Source organism: Rhodoplanes sp. Z2-YC6860 (genome assembly GCF_001579845.1).
Lineage (GTDB): Bacteria > Pseudomonadota > Alphaproteobacteria > Rhizobiales > Xanthobacteraceae > Z2-YC6860.
In genome coordinates, this window is sequence record NZ_CP007440.1 from 144,844 (window position 1) to 160,698 (window position 15,855).

15 protein-coding genes are annotated in these 15,855 nt (G+C 63.6%); 7 read left to right on the forward strand and 8 right to left on the reverse strand.

Going from position 1 to position 15,855, the window contains the following annotated elements; all coding sequences use genetic code 11:
- Nucleotides 1–81: 81 nt before the first annotated feature.
- The 6 genes from RHPLAN_RS00640 to RHPLAN_RS00665 all read right to left on the reverse strand — a co-directional run bounded on the left by RHPLAN_RS00640 (nt 82) and on the right by RHPLAN_RS00665 (nt 7,036).
- Nucleotides 82–1,764 carry a CocE/NonD family hydrolase gene (locus RHPLAN_RS00640; protein WP_068012979.1) on the reverse strand — a complete coding sequence of 561 codons (1,683 nt, stop codon included), beginning with the start codon at nt 1,762–1,764 and terminating at the stop codon, nt 82–84.
- Between the two features lie 141 nt (nt 1,765–1,905).
- Nucleotides 1,906–2,904 (reverse strand): Bug family tripartite tricarboxylate transporter substrate binding protein, encoded by a 999-nt coding sequence (locus RHPLAN_RS00645; protein WP_068012981.1) that lies wholly within the window; start codon nt 2,902–2,904, stop codon nt 1,906–1,908.
- Between the two features lie 38 nt (nt 2,905–2,942).
- Nucleotides 2,943–3,932 (reverse strand): Bug family tripartite tricarboxylate transporter substrate binding protein, encoded by a 990-nt coding sequence (locus RHPLAN_RS00650; protein ID WP_198164665.1) that lies wholly within the window; start codon nt 3,930–3,932, stop codon nt 2,943–2,945.
- A 28-nt stretch (nt 3,933–3,960) separates the two neighbouring features.
- Nucleotides 3,961–4,956, reverse strand: a complete 996-nt coding sequence (locus tag RHPLAN_RS00655; protein WP_068012985.1) for a Bug family tripartite tricarboxylate transporter substrate binding protein — start codon at nt 4,954–4,956, stop codon at nt 3,961–3,963.
- Nucleotides 4,957–4,970: 14 nt separating this feature from the next.
- The gene (locus RHPLAN_RS00660; RefSeq protein ID WP_084244091.1) at nt 4,971–5,951 is read right to left on the reverse strand and encodes a tripartite tricarboxylate transporter substrate-binding protein; all 981 of its coding nucleotides are present in this window, start codon (nt 5,949–5,951) and stop codon (nt 4,971–4,973) included.
- 92 nt (nt 5,952–6,043) lie between these two features.
- Nucleotides 6,044–7,036, reverse strand: a complete 993-nt coding sequence (locus tag RHPLAN_RS00665) for a Bug family tripartite tricarboxylate transporter substrate binding protein (RefSeq protein WP_068012988.1) — start codon at nt 7,034–7,036, stop codon at nt 6,044–6,046.
- 222 nt (nt 7,037–7,258) lie between these two features.
- Between RHPLAN_RS00665 and RHPLAN_RS00670 the strand changes: the two genes are divergently transcribed.
- The gene (locus tag RHPLAN_RS00670) at nt 7,259–8,401 is read left to right on the forward strand and encodes a cupin domain-containing protein (RefSeq protein ID WP_068012990.1); all 1,143 of its coding nucleotides are present in this window, start codon (nt 7,259–7,261) and stop codon (nt 8,399–8,401) included.
- A gap of 80 nt (nt 8,402–8,481) precedes the next feature.
- Nucleotides 8,482–9,699 (forward strand): cupin domain-containing protein, encoded by a 1,218-nt coding sequence (locus tag RHPLAN_RS00675; RefSeq protein WP_068012992.1) that lies wholly within the window; start codon nt 8,482–8,484, stop codon nt 9,697–9,699.
- Between the two features lie 145 nt (nt 9,700–9,844).
- Here the strand turns inward: RHPLAN_RS00675 and RHPLAN_RS00680 are convergent, their stop codons facing one another.
- A complete protein-coding gene (locus tag RHPLAN_RS00680; RefSeq protein ID WP_068012994.1) occupies nt 9,845–10,612 on the reverse strand; it encodes a class II aldolase/adducin family protein in 768 nt (255 codons plus the stop codon).
- Nucleotides 10,613–10,724: 112 nt separating this feature from the next.
- Here RHPLAN_RS00680 and RHPLAN_RS00685 point away from each other — a divergent pair, with 112 nt between their 5' ends.
- Nucleotides 10,725–11,717, forward strand: a complete 993-nt coding sequence (locus tag RHPLAN_RS00685; protein WP_068012995.1) for an amidohydrolase family protein — start codon at nt 10,725–10,727, stop codon at nt 11,715–11,717.
- Between the two features lie 8 nt (nt 11,718–11,725).
- Nucleotides 11,726–13,234 carry an ethanolamine ammonia-lyase reactivating factor EutA gene (locus RHPLAN_RS00690; protein WP_068012997.1) on the forward strand — a complete coding sequence of 503 codons (1,509 nt, stop codon included), beginning with the start codon at nt 11,726–11,728 and terminating at the stop codon, nt 13,232–13,234.
- A 42-nt stretch (nt 13,235–13,276) separates the two neighbouring features.
- On the opposite strand, the gene RHPLAN_RS00695 is transcribed toward RHPLAN_RS00690, so the two are convergent.
- Nucleotides 13,277–13,588: a non-heme iron oxygenase ferredoxin subunit gene (locus RHPLAN_RS00695; RefSeq protein ID WP_068012999.1), complete on the reverse strand. Its 312-nt coding sequence runs from the start codon at nt 13,586–13,588 to the stop codon at nt 13,277–13,279.
- A gap of 166 nt (nt 13,589–13,754) precedes the next feature.
- On the opposite strand from RHPLAN_RS00695, the gene RHPLAN_RS00700 reads away from it, so the two are divergent.
- The 3 genes from RHPLAN_RS00700 to RHPLAN_RS00710 all read left to right on the forward strand — a co-directional run bounded on the left by RHPLAN_RS00700 (nt 13,755) and on the right by RHPLAN_RS00710 (nt 15,852).
- Nucleotides 13,755–15,038: an aromatic ring-hydroxylating dioxygenase subunit alpha gene (locus RHPLAN_RS00700; RefSeq protein ID WP_068013001.1), complete on the forward strand. Its 1,284-nt coding sequence runs from the start codon at nt 13,755–13,757 to the stop codon at nt 15,036–15,038.
- Between the two features lie 68 nt (nt 15,039–15,106).
- Nucleotides 15,107–15,613 (forward strand): 3-methyl-2-oxobutanoate hydroxymethyltransferase, encoded by a 507-nt coding sequence (locus RHPLAN_RS00705; protein WP_157099983.1) that lies wholly within the window; start codon nt 15,107–15,109, stop codon nt 15,611–15,613.
- 14 nt (nt 15,614–15,627) lie between these two features.
- Nucleotides 15,628–15,852, forward strand: a complete 225-nt coding sequence (locus RHPLAN_RS00710) for a PsiF family protein (protein ID WP_157099984.1) — start codon at nt 15,628–15,630, stop codon at nt 15,850–15,852.
- The last annotated feature ends 3 nt before the right edge of the window (nt 15,853–15,855 follow it).

Below are 15,855 nucleotides of genomic sequence, written 5' to 3' on the forward strand. Positions count from 1 at the left end.
GATCGCTTTGCGATCCGACCTCTCCCCGCAAGCGGGGCGAGGTAACGGAGCAAGTTGCACGAGACCGGATCATTGCTGTCATCACGTCTTCGGAACGACCGGCAGCAGCAGATACGATTCATACGCGCCGCCCGCGTAGATCGTGTTGGTGCCGGTGTTGTAGTCGGCGTGATAGTGCAGATACGACTGGCTGCCGGCGCCATCGCGCGGCTGCACATCGAGCTGGATGCGGTGGCCCTTTTTGAACACCATCGAGGTCGGCCAGATCTCGACATCGACCTTCACGATCTCGCCGGGCTTCAGGAACTGCCGCCGCGTGTGCTTGTGATAGGGCCGGTATGGCAGCGTGAGGTCCGGATCGAGCTCGCGATGCGAGGCGCGGAGCCAGCCTTTCGCCACCGGCACCGGCGTGCCTTGCTGTCCCGTCTCCATGATCTCGTTGCCGTCGGCGTCGAAATTCCGCAGCGTCAGGAACAGGTCCATATCCTCAGACTCACTCGACACGTAGAACGAGGCGGCGAGCGGACCGGTGACCTCGACATCTTCGGTCAACGGCGGCGTCGACAACGCGATCCCCATGCCGGGCTTGATGCCGCCGCCCATCACCTGCGACGAGGCCGCCGACGTCGAGCCCATGGTGCCGAGATTGAACGACGGATAGGTGCAGGAGCTGGCCTTGGCGGACTTCTCCTTGGTGAGCGTGCCGAGCCGCGGCTCCTTGCCATCGGCGGCCTTCGCGATGTCAAAATAAAACTTGGTCCATTGCGTCCGCGCGAGCGGCCATTCGTTCTCGTTGCGCCACTCGATCTCGTCCTTGCCCTTGCGGATCGCGAGCTTGACCGGCGGCTCGTCCATCACGCCGTTGTCGATGCCCTTAAGCCAGTAATCGAAGAAGCGGATCTGATCGCGCTTGCCCTCCTCGGTGTAGAACGGATGCACGTGCGAACCGTTGTGGATGCGAAGCTTCTTGTGCTTCGAGTTCGAGCGCATGAAGGCTTCGGTGTTGCCGCGCAGATGCAGCGCGAAGCCGGTCCAGTTGCCGACCGAGAGAAACGGCACCGTGATCTTGTCCCACTGCGCCTGCGAGCCGCGCAGCACGCCGCTGTCGAGATTGTGGTGCAGCCAATGCCACATTGTGTTGGTCTGCCAGCCATCCGGATTGAGCTGCGCGGCACGGCCCATGACGTGATGCATCAGATGCGCCGTGACCCAGTTGGTCATGAACACGCTCAGGATGCCGCCGTGGAACAGCGCATCGCGATAGATGTCGGCGAAGCCTTCCCACGGGATGATCGCCTTCAGCGACGGCGGCTGCAGATTGGCGACGAACCACTGATTGATGGCGTAGTAGGAAATGCCAGACAGCCCGACCTTGCCGTTGCACCACGGCTGCGCCGCGGCCCATTCGATGGCGTCGTAGAAGTCGATGGCCTCGGCGAGCGACCACGGCTCGCACTGGCCGGGCGACTTGCCGCTGCCGCGACCGTCGACGCGCACGGCCGCATAACCGCGCGGCACCCACCATTCCGGCGTCACGGTCTCCCAGTTCATATGTGGCGAGGCTTTTTCCTCCAATGCCGCCGGAGGAACCCAGAGCTTGTCCTTCTGATAAGGACCGAGGTTGAGGAGCGCCGGAAACTTGCCGCCATCGTCGGGCCGGAACACGTCGGCCTTGAGCCGCGCGCCATCGCGCATCGGCACGTCGACATCCTTCTCGATCTTGAGCTTGTAGGCGGTCTGGCTCGGCTTCACTTCCACGTTCATTGCATTCCTCTCACATATTGCGCCCTCTCCCGGCCTCATGGTGAGGAGCATTGCGTAAGCAATGCGTCTCGAACCGTGTGGCCGCCCCATCCTTCGAGACGCGGCCTTCGGCCGCTCCTCAGGACGAGGCGGAGAGGGATTTCACTCCGGCTTTTCGACCTTCACGGTCTCGGTGAGCTTCTTCCAATAGGCCCGCTCGGCCTCATCCCACGCCTTGGCGTCCGCGATGGACGCATTCGGCACGGCCTTGATCATCTGCTTCTGGAACGCCTCTTTCACCGGGGCCGACTTCAGCGCCGTGACGGTCGCCTTGTGAATTGCTTCAAGCACGTCCGGCGGTGTCTTCGACGGCGCATACAGCGCCGACCAAAGACCTTTGCCGTTGGCGTAGCCCAACTCCTTTAGGGTCGGCACGTCCGGATATTCCGCCAGGCGCTCGTCCGCCATCACGGCCAGGACCTTCAGGAGCCCGCCCTTGATCACGCCGGCTGAGCTTGCCGCATTGACCAATGCCACCTGCGCATCGCCCGAGACGAGGTCGTTGGTGATCGCCGCACCGCCACCCTTGTTCGGGATATGGACCATCTTGATGCCGGCCCACTGCGCGAAAGCCTCCGTATCGTAGTGGTTGTTACTGCCGACGCCGACACTGGCGTAGCGCACCTTGCCGGGATTGGCCTTGGCCAGCGCGATGAACTCGGCGTAGGTCTTCGGTGCGAAATCCTTCGTCGTCGCGGCGAGGATCAGCGGCACTTCGCCGAGCCGCGTCACCATCGCGACCTCTTTGTCGTAATCGATCTTGAATTTGTCCTTGTAGATGATCGGCGCCAGCGCATTGGTGCCGGGATTGCCGACCTGGAGCGTGTAGCCGTCCGGCCGCGCCTTCACCATTTCCTCGATGGCCAGGATTCCGAATGCGCCGGGCTTGTTCTCGACCACGATCTGCTGGCCAAGCTCGTGGCGCATCTCGTCGCCGACGATCCGGATCACGATATCGGTCGCGCTGCCGGCGCCGAACGGCACTTCCACCTTGATCGGCTTGGATGGGAATTTGTCTTGTGCCGAAGCCGCGGTCATGCCGGACGCCAAACTTCCTGACAAGCCCGCAGCAAGGAGCAGAAGCGCTTTCGAGATTTTCATCGCAAGGCCCTCTGTGGTTTCGTCGATAACGCTCGCGTCTAGTCGGTCAAATCGATCTTGATCTCGCTCGTGATCTTCTGCCACGAGGCGATTTCGCCGTTCAGCCAGCTTTGTGCTTCGGCCAATGTCGCGGTCGGATTGCTGCGGACGTTCTGCCGCGCGTAGCTTTCGAGAACCGGTTGCGACTTCAGCGTCTCAACCACGGCTTTTTGCAGCGTCTCGAGCACCGGCGTTGGCGTCCCTGCCGGCGCGAACAGGCCCGCCCACAGCATGGTGCCGACGCCGGGGAAGCCTGCTTCCGCCATGGTCGGCACATCGGGGTAGTCGTCGAGCCGTTTCTCGGTCGTGGTCACGATCGGCTTGAGCGTGCCGGCCTTGATCTGCGGCGCGGACGTCGCGACGTTCATGAATGCAAGCTGGATATCGCCGAGCGTCATGTCGTTGATGTAGCCCGGCGGCCCCGCCTTGATGTGGATCGCCTGCATCGCGATGCCGGCGCGCTTCGCCAGGATTTCCATGTCGTAGTGCGGGAAGCTGCCGGCGCCCGGGCTCGCATATTTCAACTTGCCGGGCCGCTCTTTGGCATAGGCGACGATCTCGGCGAGCGTCTTCGGCGGGAAATTCCGCGTTGTCGCCATGAGGAACGTCGGCAAGTCGGCCAGACGCGCCACCGCAACCACGTCCTTCTGGTAATCGATCTTGAACCGGTCCTTGAACAGCACCGGCGTGATCGCGTTGGTCGAGACGTTGCCGATCATCAGCGTGTAGCCGTCCGGCTTGGAGCGCGCCATTTCCTCGACGGCGATGATGCCGAAAGCGCCGGGCTTGTTCTCGACCACGCAGGGCTGGCCGATGACCTGACGCAGCTGATCGCACATGATGCGCGTGATGATGTCGGTCGCGCTGCCCGCGCCATAGGCGAGCACGATCTTGATCGGCTTGGACGGGTATTTGTCCTCGGCCGATGCGGCGGTGGCCACCAATCCAAGAAGTCCGAACGCCAGAACAAGCGATTGCAAACGTCTCATGACCATGGCCTCCGCCGTGATGGGACGATTATTCCGCCAGATCGACCTTCACTTCCGACGTGATCTTTTTCCAGGAATCGAGCTCGCCCTTGAGCCAGGTCTTGGCCTCTTCGGGCGACGCGCTGATCTTGATGCTGACCATCTGCTTGTCGAAGGCCTCCTTCAGCGCAGGGTCCTTCGAGGCTTCGACGATCGCCTTGAACAGCGTGTCGATCACAGGTTTCGGGGTCGCGGCCGGCGCCAGCATGCTCTGCCAGTGCAGCGTGCCGACACCGGAGAAGCCCGCCTCCGCCATGGTCGGCACATCGGGATAGCCGGAAAGCCGCTGCTCGGCGACCACCGCGAGCGGCCTGAGCTTGCCGGCCTTGATCATCGCAGCGGACGATGCCGAATTGATGATCGCGACCTGGGCGTCCCCCACCACGAGATCGTTGAGCATGCCGGCCGCGCCGGTCTTGTTGGGGATGTGCACCATCTCGACGCCGGCCCGGCGCGAGAAGATTTCCATGTCGTAGTGCGGGAAGGAGCCGACACCGGCGCTGGAGTAGCGGATCTTGCCGGGATTCTTCTTCGCCTGCGCAACGAGGTCCTTGGCGTCCTTCACGTCGAAATTGGTCGTGGTGGCGATCAGGAACGACGGATAGATGTTGAAGCGCGCGACCGACACGACATCCTTTTCGTAATCGATCTTGAGCTTGTTCTTGAACAGCACCGGCGTGATCGCATTGGTCGACACGTTGCCTACCATCAGCGTGTAGCCGTCGGGCTTGGAACGCGCCATCTCCTCGATCGCGAGCATGCCAAATGCGCCGGATTTGTTCTCGACCACAAACTGCTGGCCGAGGATCGCCTTCATATGATCGCCGAACAAACGCGCCGTGATGTCGGTGCCGCCGCCCGGCGCATACGGCACGATGATTTTCACCGGCTTGGACGGATATTTGTCTTGAGCTTTGACTTGCGCGAAACCCGCGCCACCCACGGCCAGAGCGAGCGCTGCCATCGCGAGAGCAAGTTTCTTCATGTCAGTCCTCCCATTCAGTTCGGTTGCAGGCCTGCGGCTTTTGCGAGCGCCGCATTGGCGACGATGTCCCGGCGGACCAGTTCGTCGAATTCCTTGGGCGACAGCGGCATCGGCGTGACGTCGAGGCCCGCGAGCCGGTCCCGCAGCGTGGGCTCATCGAGCGCTTTACGCGTTGCAGCGTTGGCCTTCTCGACGATCTCGCGCGGCGTCTTGGCCGGCATGAAAATGCCGAACCAGATCACGTAGTCGGAATCCGGATAGCCCATCTCCAGTGTGGTCGGCACGTCGGGCAGCGCCGAAGCGCGTTTGGGACTCGACACCGCGATCGCCTGAAGCCGGCCTTCCTTGATGTTGGGCAGCGACGTCGCGATCGGCGAATAGCCGAAGTCGACGCGCCCGGCGATGATTTCGGGCTGGAAGCCGCCGCCGCGGAACGGCACATGGACGGCCTTGAAGCCCGCACTGATGCGGAAGCGCTCGGCCGTCAGGTGCGTGGTCGAGCCGACGCCGGCCGACGCGTAGGTGAAGCCGCCAGGGCTGGCCTTGGCCTTCGCCACGAAGTCGTTCAGGTCTTTGAAGCCCCTCGACGGCGACACCACCAGCGCGCTCGGCACGCTGCCGGCGAGCGCCACCGCCGCGAAATCGCCGGCCGGGTCATAAGGCAGATGGGGATAGAGCGCCGGCGCGATGACGTGCGACGCGGAAACGAACAACAGCGTGTAGCCGTCGGGATCGGCCTTCGCGACCTGGCCTGTGCCGATCGTGCCGCCCGCGCCGCCCTTGTTCTCGATGACGATCGACTGGCCGAGCGTCTGCGACAGGCCGTTGAGCACGAGCCGCGCCACCACGTCACCGCCGGTGCCGGGTGCGAGCGGCACCATGGCGTGGATCGGCTTCGACGGCCAGGTCTGGGCCGGATCGGATTGCGCGATCGCGACACGCACACCCGCCAGGAGGCCGAACGCTGCAAACAACGCTACGGCCCGTTGCGACATGGGAGGCTACGCCGCCTTCGCCGTGCGAGATGCACGGATCACGCGTTCACTCAACATCGCGAACCTCCCAATGCGGCACGTGTCTCGTGCCGTTACTGCTTCTGGATGCCCGCAGCTTGCGCGAGCTTATCCGTGTCCTTGACGTCAGCTTCGAAGTATTTCTGGAATTCAGGCTGCGTCATGACCAGCGGCTGAACACCGACCTTGTCGAGACGTTCTTTCACGATCGGATCGGCCACAGCCTTCTGCGTTTCCTGATAGAGCTTGGCGACGACATCCTGCGGCGTTTTCACCGGCACGAACAGACCGTTCCAGAACGCATAAGCCGCAGCCGGATAGCCGACCTCGGCGGTCGTCGGAATGTCGGGCAGCTGCGCCACGCGCTTGTCGGACGACACCGCAAGCGGTGTCACCGTGCCGCTCTTGATCTGTGCGATCGCGGCGGCAAGCGGCAGGAAATAGTAGTCGATGCGGCCAGCCATCAGTTCGGCCATCGCCTCGACCGGGCCCTTGAACGGGACGTGCTGGGTCTTGATGCCGGCCGCGATGTTGAACTTCTCGGCTGCGAGATGCGACGCCGCCCCGATTCCGGCCGAGGCAAAGTCGAGCTTGCCGGGATTGGCCTTCGCGGCCGCGACCAGATCGGCCACCGTCTTGTAGCCCTTGGCCGGGGAAGACACGAGCACGCTCGGCGAAATGCCGACCGGGCTCACCGCGGTGAAGTCACCCAGCGTGTCGTAAGGAAGCCACTTGTGCGTCACGTAGGACGCGCTGAACGTCGCCGAGTGGAACAACACGGTGTAGCCGTCCGGCGCGGCCTTGGCGGCCTGGCCGACACCGATGGTGCCGCCCGCGCCGGGCTTGCTTTCGATGACAATCGGCTGGCCGAGCTGCTTCTGGAGCTGTTCGAACACGATGCGCGCCGTGACGTCGTTGGCGTTGCCCGGCGCAAACGGAATGATCGCCGAGATGTTGCGCGACGGATAGGTGTCGGCCACGGCGCCTGTGGCAGAACCGAATACTGCGCCGCCGATCAGCAATAAGGCCAGCTTGGCCCGTAGGAACTTGGCCGATGAAATGCCCATTGTTTCCTTCCCTCTGTGCATTTTGTTGTTGTTGTCGCGCGGACTTTGCCATGCAGCACAACGCGTTGTCATCCGGTCGCGATGCGGCATCTGGCGCACTTGGTGGTGGCGTTGTTCGGCATAGCGGGCGGTTTGCACGGCCCCTGCGGCCGGGATATTTTGATCCATAAATGCGGAACGCCGTTCCGTATAGAAGAATTATTCTGGCGGAGAGATCAGGTCATGGCCAAAGACGCGGTCGTTTCGGACGAGTTTGCCAAGAAGTTCGCCGCCGAAAAGGAGACGCCTTATACGCGCTGGATCAAAAGCGAAGGCCTCGATCTCATCAGCTCGACCTACGTACAGAACTTGAACACCGTCGAGCTGAAGCCTTGGGCGCGCCGCGGCGGACTTGGCGTGTTCATGAACCACGAGGCGTCGCGCACCTCGAACGACTGCTACGTCTGCGAGATCCCGCCGGGCAAGACGCTCGCGCCGCAGCGGCAGCTGTTCGAAGAGACCATCATGATCCTCAGCGGCCGCGGCTCCACGACGGTGTGGAACGACGCCGGCCAGCGCATCACCTTCGAATGGAAGGCCGGCGCGCTGTTCGCGGTCCCGCTGAACTGCTGGCACCAGCACTTCAACGGCTCGGGCCGCGAGCCGGCGCGCTTCGTCTCGGTGACCAACGCGCCGATCGTGATCAACCTCTACGAGGATTTGGATTTCATCTTCGGCACCAAGTACGACTTCAAGGGCCGCTTCAACGGCGAGCCGGATTACTTCTCGGCGAAGGACGAGACCAAAGGCTTCCTGCTGGCGACGAACTTCGTGCCGGATGCCGTCAACCTGCCGCTGATCGCCGCGAAAGAGCGCGGCGCAGGCGGCGGCCACATCCGCTTCAACTTCGCCAAGAGCTCGCTCAACAGCCACATCTCGCAATTCCCGATCGGCACCTACAAGAAGGCGCACGCCCACGGCCCGGGCGCGCACGTGATCATTCTCTCGGGCGAAGGCTATTCGCTGATGTGGCCGGAGGGCGACGAGCCGCGCTATTACAAGTGGGAGGTCGGCACCATGATCGTGCCGCCGAACATGTGGCTGCATCAGCACTTCAACACCGGCCCGACACCGGCGCGCTATCTCGCCTTCAAGCATGAGGGCGTCGCGATCCGCAACGCCCAGGGCGTGCCGAAGGCCTGGATCAGCAAGCGTCTCGGCGGCGATCAGGTCGACTATCGGGATGAGAATCCCGAGACGCGCAAGCAGTTCGCGCAAGAGCTCGCCAAGCACGGCCTCACCACACAGATGGACAAGGCCTACGCGGCCGAGCTCGAAGGCTCGGGAGGCAAGTCGCTCGCCGCCGAGGAGAAAGAGCATGCGTAACGCATGCCGACCGTGCCACGGCGCACCCTCCCCTGGAGGGGGAGGGTGGTCCGAGCGCGCTGCAACGATGGAGTACACACATGCATGACATTCCAGGCCAGTCTCACTGGCACGAGCCGACGGCGGGGCAGCGCGCGGGCTTCGGCAAGTTCGGCCGGCCGAAAACGCCCTACGACATCTTCATGGAGTCGGAGGGCATTCCGATCGTCCGCGAGATCGGCATCAGCAAGGTGCAGAACCTGCCGCTGGCGCCGTGGAAGCGCACCGGCGGCCGCGGCACCTACATCCAGCTCTACGGCACCGAAGGCAAATGGGGCTGCTACGTCGTCGAAGTGCCGGGCGCGGGCGCGCTGAATCCGGAGAAGCACCTCTACGAGGAGATCTACTTCGTGGTCGAAGGCCGCGGCTCGACCGAGGTCTGGCTCGAAGGCGACAACAAGCGCCACGTGTTCGAGTGGCAGAAGGGCTCGCTGTTCTCGATCCCGGTGAACGCGATGCACCGCATCGTCAATGCGAGCTCGTCGCCGGCGCTGCTGCTCGGCGGCACCACCGCGCCGAATCTCATGAACCTGATGAACAATGTCGGCGCGATCTTCGACAACCCGTTCCAGTTCCGCGATCGCTTCTCGGGCGCCGACGACTTCTACAAGTACAAGGACGACATCGAGCCCGATCCGGTGCGCGGCTTGGCCATGCGGCGCACCAACTTCGTGCCCGATATCGTCAACTGCGACCTGCCGCTCGACAACCGCCGCTCGCCCGGCTACCGCCGCATCGAGCCGTTCATGACCGGCAACACGTTCTATCTCTGGATCGCGCAGCACGAGAACGGTCGCTACTCGAAGGCGCATGCACACACCTCGGCGGCGGTGCTGATCTGTCTGCGCGGCAAGGGCTACACCTACACGTGGCCTGAGCATGCCGGCGTCAATCCGTGGAAGGACGGCAAGGCCGATCTGGTGAAGCGCGTCGACTACGAGCCGGTCGGCCTGGTGTCGGCGGCGCCCGGCGGCGCCCGCTGGTTCCATCAGCACTTCGGCGTGTCGAAGGATCCGCTGCGGCTCACCGCATGGTTCGGCCCGCACAATCCGGGTCGCGAGCCCGGCCCGCCTGGCGAGAAGCACATCGACTACACCGGCATGGATATCAACGAAGGCGGCTCGTCGATTCCGTACTGGATGGAAGACCCGTTCCTGAAGGAAGAGTATCTCGGGATGCTGTCGCAGAACGGCGCCCAGAACCGGATGAAGCCGGAGTATTACGACCGGAACTACAAGGGCGAGCTGCCGAAGGAGTGACGGCGGTTCGCGCTACTTAGGCGCCACCGTCATTCCGGGGCGCGCCGAAGGCGCGAACCCGGAATCCAGCTAAAAACTCCGAGTGCGCGTCTGGATTCCGGGTTCGCCGCTTCGCGGCGCCCCGGAATGACCGCGGCGGGCGGCTCTACAACCTCCACGCCTTCGGCAGCAGGCCCTTATCGCGGCCGATGCCGATGTAATACTTCCACAGCTTGTCGATGTGCCGGTCGCGCGTGAAGTCGTGCAGCATGGCCTCGATCTCCTGATCGGAGAGCGGCATCACCTTGCCGAGTGCCGCCGCCTGATACATCACCTCGGCGTTCTCGACGAAATGCACGCTGTCGATCAGCACGCCGGGTACGCTTTCCGCCGTGATCACCTGACCGTGTGCGCGAATGAGCAGCGCGTGATGCGGCCCGAGCGTTTCGGCAAGCGCACGGCCCAACGCAGAATCACTGACATGGCTCGGATCGGCGTGCACCGGAATGCCGCTCACCCAGCGCACCGCGTGGTTCTTGATCAGCTTGAGCGACAATCCCTCGACCAGCGTGAACACGGTCGTGAGCTCATGATGGAAATGCGCCACCGAATTCACATCCGGCCGTGCGCGCAATATCTCGCAATGCAGATACACCTCGGCAGGCGGCCGCACGCCCTTCGGGCCCTTCAGCGTGTTGCCCTCGAAATCGCAGATCAGAAGGTCGGTGGGCTTCACGCTCGCCCGGCTCTGGTCGAACGGCTGGATCAGGAACGCATCGCGGCCCGGCAGCCGCGCGCTGACATGGCCGCTGTAGCCAAGCAGTCCGAGATCGTTGAGCATCAAGGTGACGGCCGCGACCTGATCGCGCAGCGTTCGCTCATCCGGAACAGCTTTTTTCGCAGCAGATTTCGCCGACGCCCGAGCCTTCGCCATCGCAGACCTGCTCCCCTTCATGCGCCTTGATCAGCGCGTTTTGCTTCTCACGCCCTTGCAGACCACAAAGGCCGGATGCGACAAGCGGTAAGGAAACCGGAGCACAAAGTCCATGCGTGTGGTCGCCCTCGAAGAGCACTTTTCAATCCCGGCGTTGGTGAAGAAGATCGACCCAGCCGTCATCGCCAAGCGCGGCTTCAAGGGCCGCAAGCAGGCGCCGGGCAAGCCGAGCCTCAACGATCTGCTTCCCGAGATCGGCGAGGTCCGCCTCAAGTCGATGGACGAGAACGGCGTCACCATGCAGGTGCTGTCCGCCGGCGGCCCAGGCCCTGATCTGGTACCGGGGGCGGCCGGCGCCGATCTGGCGCGCGAGATGAACGACCAGCTCGCCGCGGCCTGCGCCAAGCACCCGACCCGCTTCGCGGGCTTCGCCTGCCTGCCGATGGCGACCCCTGACGCCTGCGCCAAGGAGCTCACGCGCTCCGTCAAGGAGCTGAAATTCCTGGGCGCCATGATCAACGGCTCCACCGACAACCGCTTCCTCGACCATCCGAGCTACGACGGCCTGCTCGCTGCCGCGGTCGAACTCGACGTGCCGATCTACATCCATCCGCACCTGCCGCCGCCTGCGGTGCATGAGATCTATTATTCGGGCCTGCCTGACGGCGCCGACCGCGTGCTCGCGACCGCCGGCTGGGGCTGGCACTCGGAGGTCGCAATCCAGACGCTGCGCCTCGCCCTCAACGGCACGCTCGACAAGCATCCGAAGCTGAAGATCATCATCGGCCACATGGGCGAGATGCTGCCGGTGATGCTGGCGCGCCTCGATGAGGTGTCGTCGCTCGATGTCGATCATCTCAAGCGCAAGCCCAGCCGCGCGATCCTCGATCAGGTCTGGATCACGACCAGCGGCATCTTCAGCCAGCCGCCGTTCATCGCGGCGCTGCAGACCTTCGGCATCGACCGCATCATGTTCTCGATCGATTATCCGTTTGCGCCGAATGCGGCGGGCAAGAAGTTCCTGAGCCAAGTCAACCTGTCGCCGAGCGACATGGAGAAGCTGACTCACGGCAACGCGGATGCGCTGCTGAAGCTGAAGGCCTAAGGGCCGGCATGCCGGTCGAGACCGACGATCAGGGTGGACGGGTCTTCTTCTCGTCCACCGGCCGTTCGCTGGAGGACGACGACCAGGTCGTCGTCCTCAGCGTCGGCGTCGACATCGGCTCCTCGACCTCGCATCTGGTGTTCTCGCGCATCGTGCTGGAGAGGCTCGACAGCCGCTATGTCGTCACCGAGCGCGAGACGTTCTATGCCTCCGACATTCTGCTGACGCCCTACTCGGCTGAAAACACCATTGACGCCGCGGCGCTTGGCGCCTTCATCCGCAAGGAATACGCGGACGCCAAGGTCGAGCCCGACGAGATCGACACCGGGGCACTGATTCTTACCGGCGTCGCCGTACAGCGAAAAAACGCACGCGCCATTGGCGAACTGTTCGCGAAGGAAGCCGGCAAGCTCGTTGCGGTGTCGGCCGGCGACAGCCTGGAAACCGTGATGGCAGCTTACGGTTCGGGCGCGGTGGCGCGCTCGATCCGCGACGAATGCACGGTGATGAACATCGACGTCGGCGGCGGCACCTCGAAGATCGCGATCTGCGCCGAAGGCAAAGTGATCGACGCGGCCGCGGTCGATGTCGGCGCGCGGCTGGTTTGTCTCGAAGCCGACGGCAAGATCATCCGCGTCGAAGAAGCCGGCCGGCGCTACGGCTTGGAGCTCGGACTCGACCTCAAGCCGGGCGGCATGCTGACACTCGACCAGGGCAAAGCCATCGCCGGCCTGATGGCCGACAGGCTGATCGAGACGATGCGCGGTGGTTCACCTACGGTACAGGGCGTGAGCCTGCTTCGCACCGAACCGTTGAAGCATCGCGGACCGATCGCGCAGATCCAGTTCTCCGGCGGAGTGTCGGAGTTCATCTACGGCAACGAGTCGCAGAAGTTCGGCGATCTCGGTCCGCTGCTGGCCGCCGAGATTCGCGCACGCGCCGAAGCGTTCTGCCCGAACATCGGCGAATCCCTCGAAGGCATCCGCGCCACCGTGGTCGGTGCCTCGCAATACACCGTGCAGCTCAGCGGTAGCACGATCTACGTGGCGCCGCTCGATGCCGTGCCGCTGCGCAACGTGCCGGTGATCGCACCGGCGCTTCAGCTTGACGGCGAGACCATCGATCCCGCCGCGGTCGCGAGCGCGACGCAGGCGATGCTGAAACGGCTTGATCTGAATGGCGGCGAACAGCCGGTCGCAGTGTTCGTGCCATGGCAGGGCTCGGCGACGTTCCAGCGGCTCGATGCGTTCTGCCGCGGCGTAGTCGACGGGCTGGAAAACATTTTGAAGAAGGGCCACCCGCTGGTGCTCGCCGGCGATGGCGATGTCGGAGGCCTCCTCGGCATCCACCTGCACGAGGAGATGAAGATTCGGAACGCCGTGGTGTCGATCGACGGGCTCGAACTGAAGGAGTTCGACTACATCGACATCGGCACCATGCTCGAAACCACCGGCGCGGTGCCGGTGGTCATCAAGTCGCTAATTTTTCCGGGAAGCGCCGCACGGGTCGGCGCGTGACCGATCGCGTGTTCTTCTGAGCAGAACAGCCGCAATCGCCGATCAGTCGACGTCGATGAACACCGTGTCGTTCTCGACCGTTGTCTTGTAGGTCTTGATCGGGATCATGCACGGAGGCGCCACGATCTCGCCGGTCTTGATGTCGAACTGGCCGTTGTGAAAGTTGCACTCGACCACATCGCCATCGATATAGCCTTCCGACAGCGAGCCCGGCCCGTGGGTGCAGGTATCGTCTGTGACATAGAAGCCTCCCTCTATGTGGAACACCGCCAGGATCAAACCTGCGGTTTCGACACGAAGGGCGGTTCCTTCAGCGACCTGATCGGTCTTGCAAAGTTCAACTCTGGTCGGCACGGCAGCTAGTTCTCTCACGTCTCGGTTAGGGGTAAATTGATCTCGATCATAGACCATGGGTTCTGAAGCCCGGTCAATGCTACGGCCTTGAGCCGCTTGATCGTTTGGCTTGAGGAATTCCGGCAACCGGCGCTATAGAGCGCAACGACTTTTCAGGGAGCACGCCATGCTTCGCAAAGAGCAAAACGACCTACTCACACAGACCGGCCCTGGCACCCCGATGGGCCAGATGTTCCGCTCGAGCTGGCAGCCGGCGCTGCTGGCGAGCGAGCTGCCGGAGCCCGGCTGCCCGCCGGTGCGCGTCAAGCTTCTGTCCGAACGGCTGCTGGCCTGGCGTGACTCCAACAACAAGCTCGCGCTCACCGACGAGTTCTGCGCGCACCGCGGCGTGTCGCTGTGGTTCGGCCGCAACGAGCATGGCGGGCTTCGCTGCCCGTACCATGGCTGGAAGTACGACCACACCGGCCAATGCGTCGAGGTGCCGTCGGAGCCGTCCGAGAGCGGCTACTGCCAGAAGATCAAGCTGAAGTCCTATCCGCTGATCGAGCGCGGCGGCGTGTTGTGGACCTACATGGGTCCGCCCGAGAAGCAGCCGCCGCTGCCGGAATGGGAATTCGCCACGGTGCCGACCGAGCAGAGCTTCATGTCGAAGCGGCTGCAGGAGTGCAACTGGCTGCAGGCGATGGAAGGCGGCATCGACTCGAGCCACGTCTCATTCCTGCATTCGGGCGAACTGAATAGCGATCCGCTGTTCAAGGGCTCGAAGGGCAACCAGTACAACATGGGCGACATGAAGCCGGTGTTCGAGGTGGTGGAGAGCCCCGGTGGCCTCTACATCGGCGCGCGCCGCAATGCCGAGAACGGCAACTACTATTGGCGCATCACGCAATATGTGCTGCCGGCCTTCACCATGATCGCGCCGCGCGCGGACCATCCGGTGCACGGCCACTTCTGGGTGCCGATCGACGATCACAACTGCTGGGCCTGGAGTTTCGACTACAAGGTCACGCGTCCGCTCTCCGCGAAGGAGCGCAAGTCGATGGAAGACGGCCAGGGTATCCACGTCTCCTACGTGCCTGGCACGTTCATTCCGGCCGCGAATAAAACGAACGATTACCTTGTCGACCGCGAGGGCCAGAAGCTCGGCAAGACCTACAGCGGCGTCTATGGCATCGCCATGCAGGACGCCTCGCTGCAGGAAAGCATGGGACCGATCGTCGACCGCAGCAGGGAAAACCTGGTGTCCACCGACAACGGCATCATCATGGCGCGGCACAAGCTGCTGCGCGCGCTGAAGGCCATGGAAAAGGGCGAAACGCCTCCGGGCGTGAATGCCGAACATCAGCGCGTGCGGTCGGCCGCCGTGGTGCTGCCGCCGGACAAGCCCTTCAAGGACGCCGCGAAGGAAGCGCTGGTGGTGCAGAACGGCCGCGAGCACGCGACGGTGTAGCGCCCCCTCCCCGACCCTCCCCCGCAAGCGGGGGAGGGAGTTGAGAGCCCGGATCAGGTAGCAAAAAAATGCAAAGTGAATCCGCCCGCATGTCGAGTGCCGCCGAGGCGCGGTATCGCATCGACGCACCGAACTCCAAGCAGCGCGCCGTCAAGGTGATCGCACTGGACGGCCCGAGCGAACGGATCGTCAAGGAGCTGGCGCAGCGGCCGTGGAATGGCGCGACCTTCTTCACAGCGTCGGCCTTCGGCACCACCCCAAAGCAGGGCGAGAGCTTCGCCGGCTGGCTTTCGGATCTCGCCGGCCGCACCAAGGACCTGATCGACGAGGTCAACACCGCCGATCTCGTGGTGATGATCGCCGCGGCGGGCGAAAGCGCCCAGGCCGCCTCGATCATCGGCGAGGCCTGCAGCGTCAAGCGCGTCATGACGACCGCACTGGTGCTCGGCGGTAATACGGTGTCCGACGAGGCGCTGTCCAAGACGCTTTCCCACCTGCGGCCGTGGGCTTTGATGCTGGTGATCGCCAGCGCCGAGGAATACATTGCCGACATGCTGACGGCGCTTAGAGCTTGAGGGAGAAGACGATCATGATGGCGCGGTTGACGGTCGCGGCAGCGCTTGCGGCTGCCTTGTTGCATGTAACGCCCACGCTGGCTGCCACCCCGCAGGAGAAGCTCGACACCTGCAATTTCGGCGCCGACGAGAAGAAGCTCACTGGCGCGGCGCGCAAGAGCTTCATTGCGAAATGCACCGCCGACCGCGATTCACCGCGCGGCAAGCAGATGGCGCCGAAGGGCAAGCCGGCGCAGTAGCTG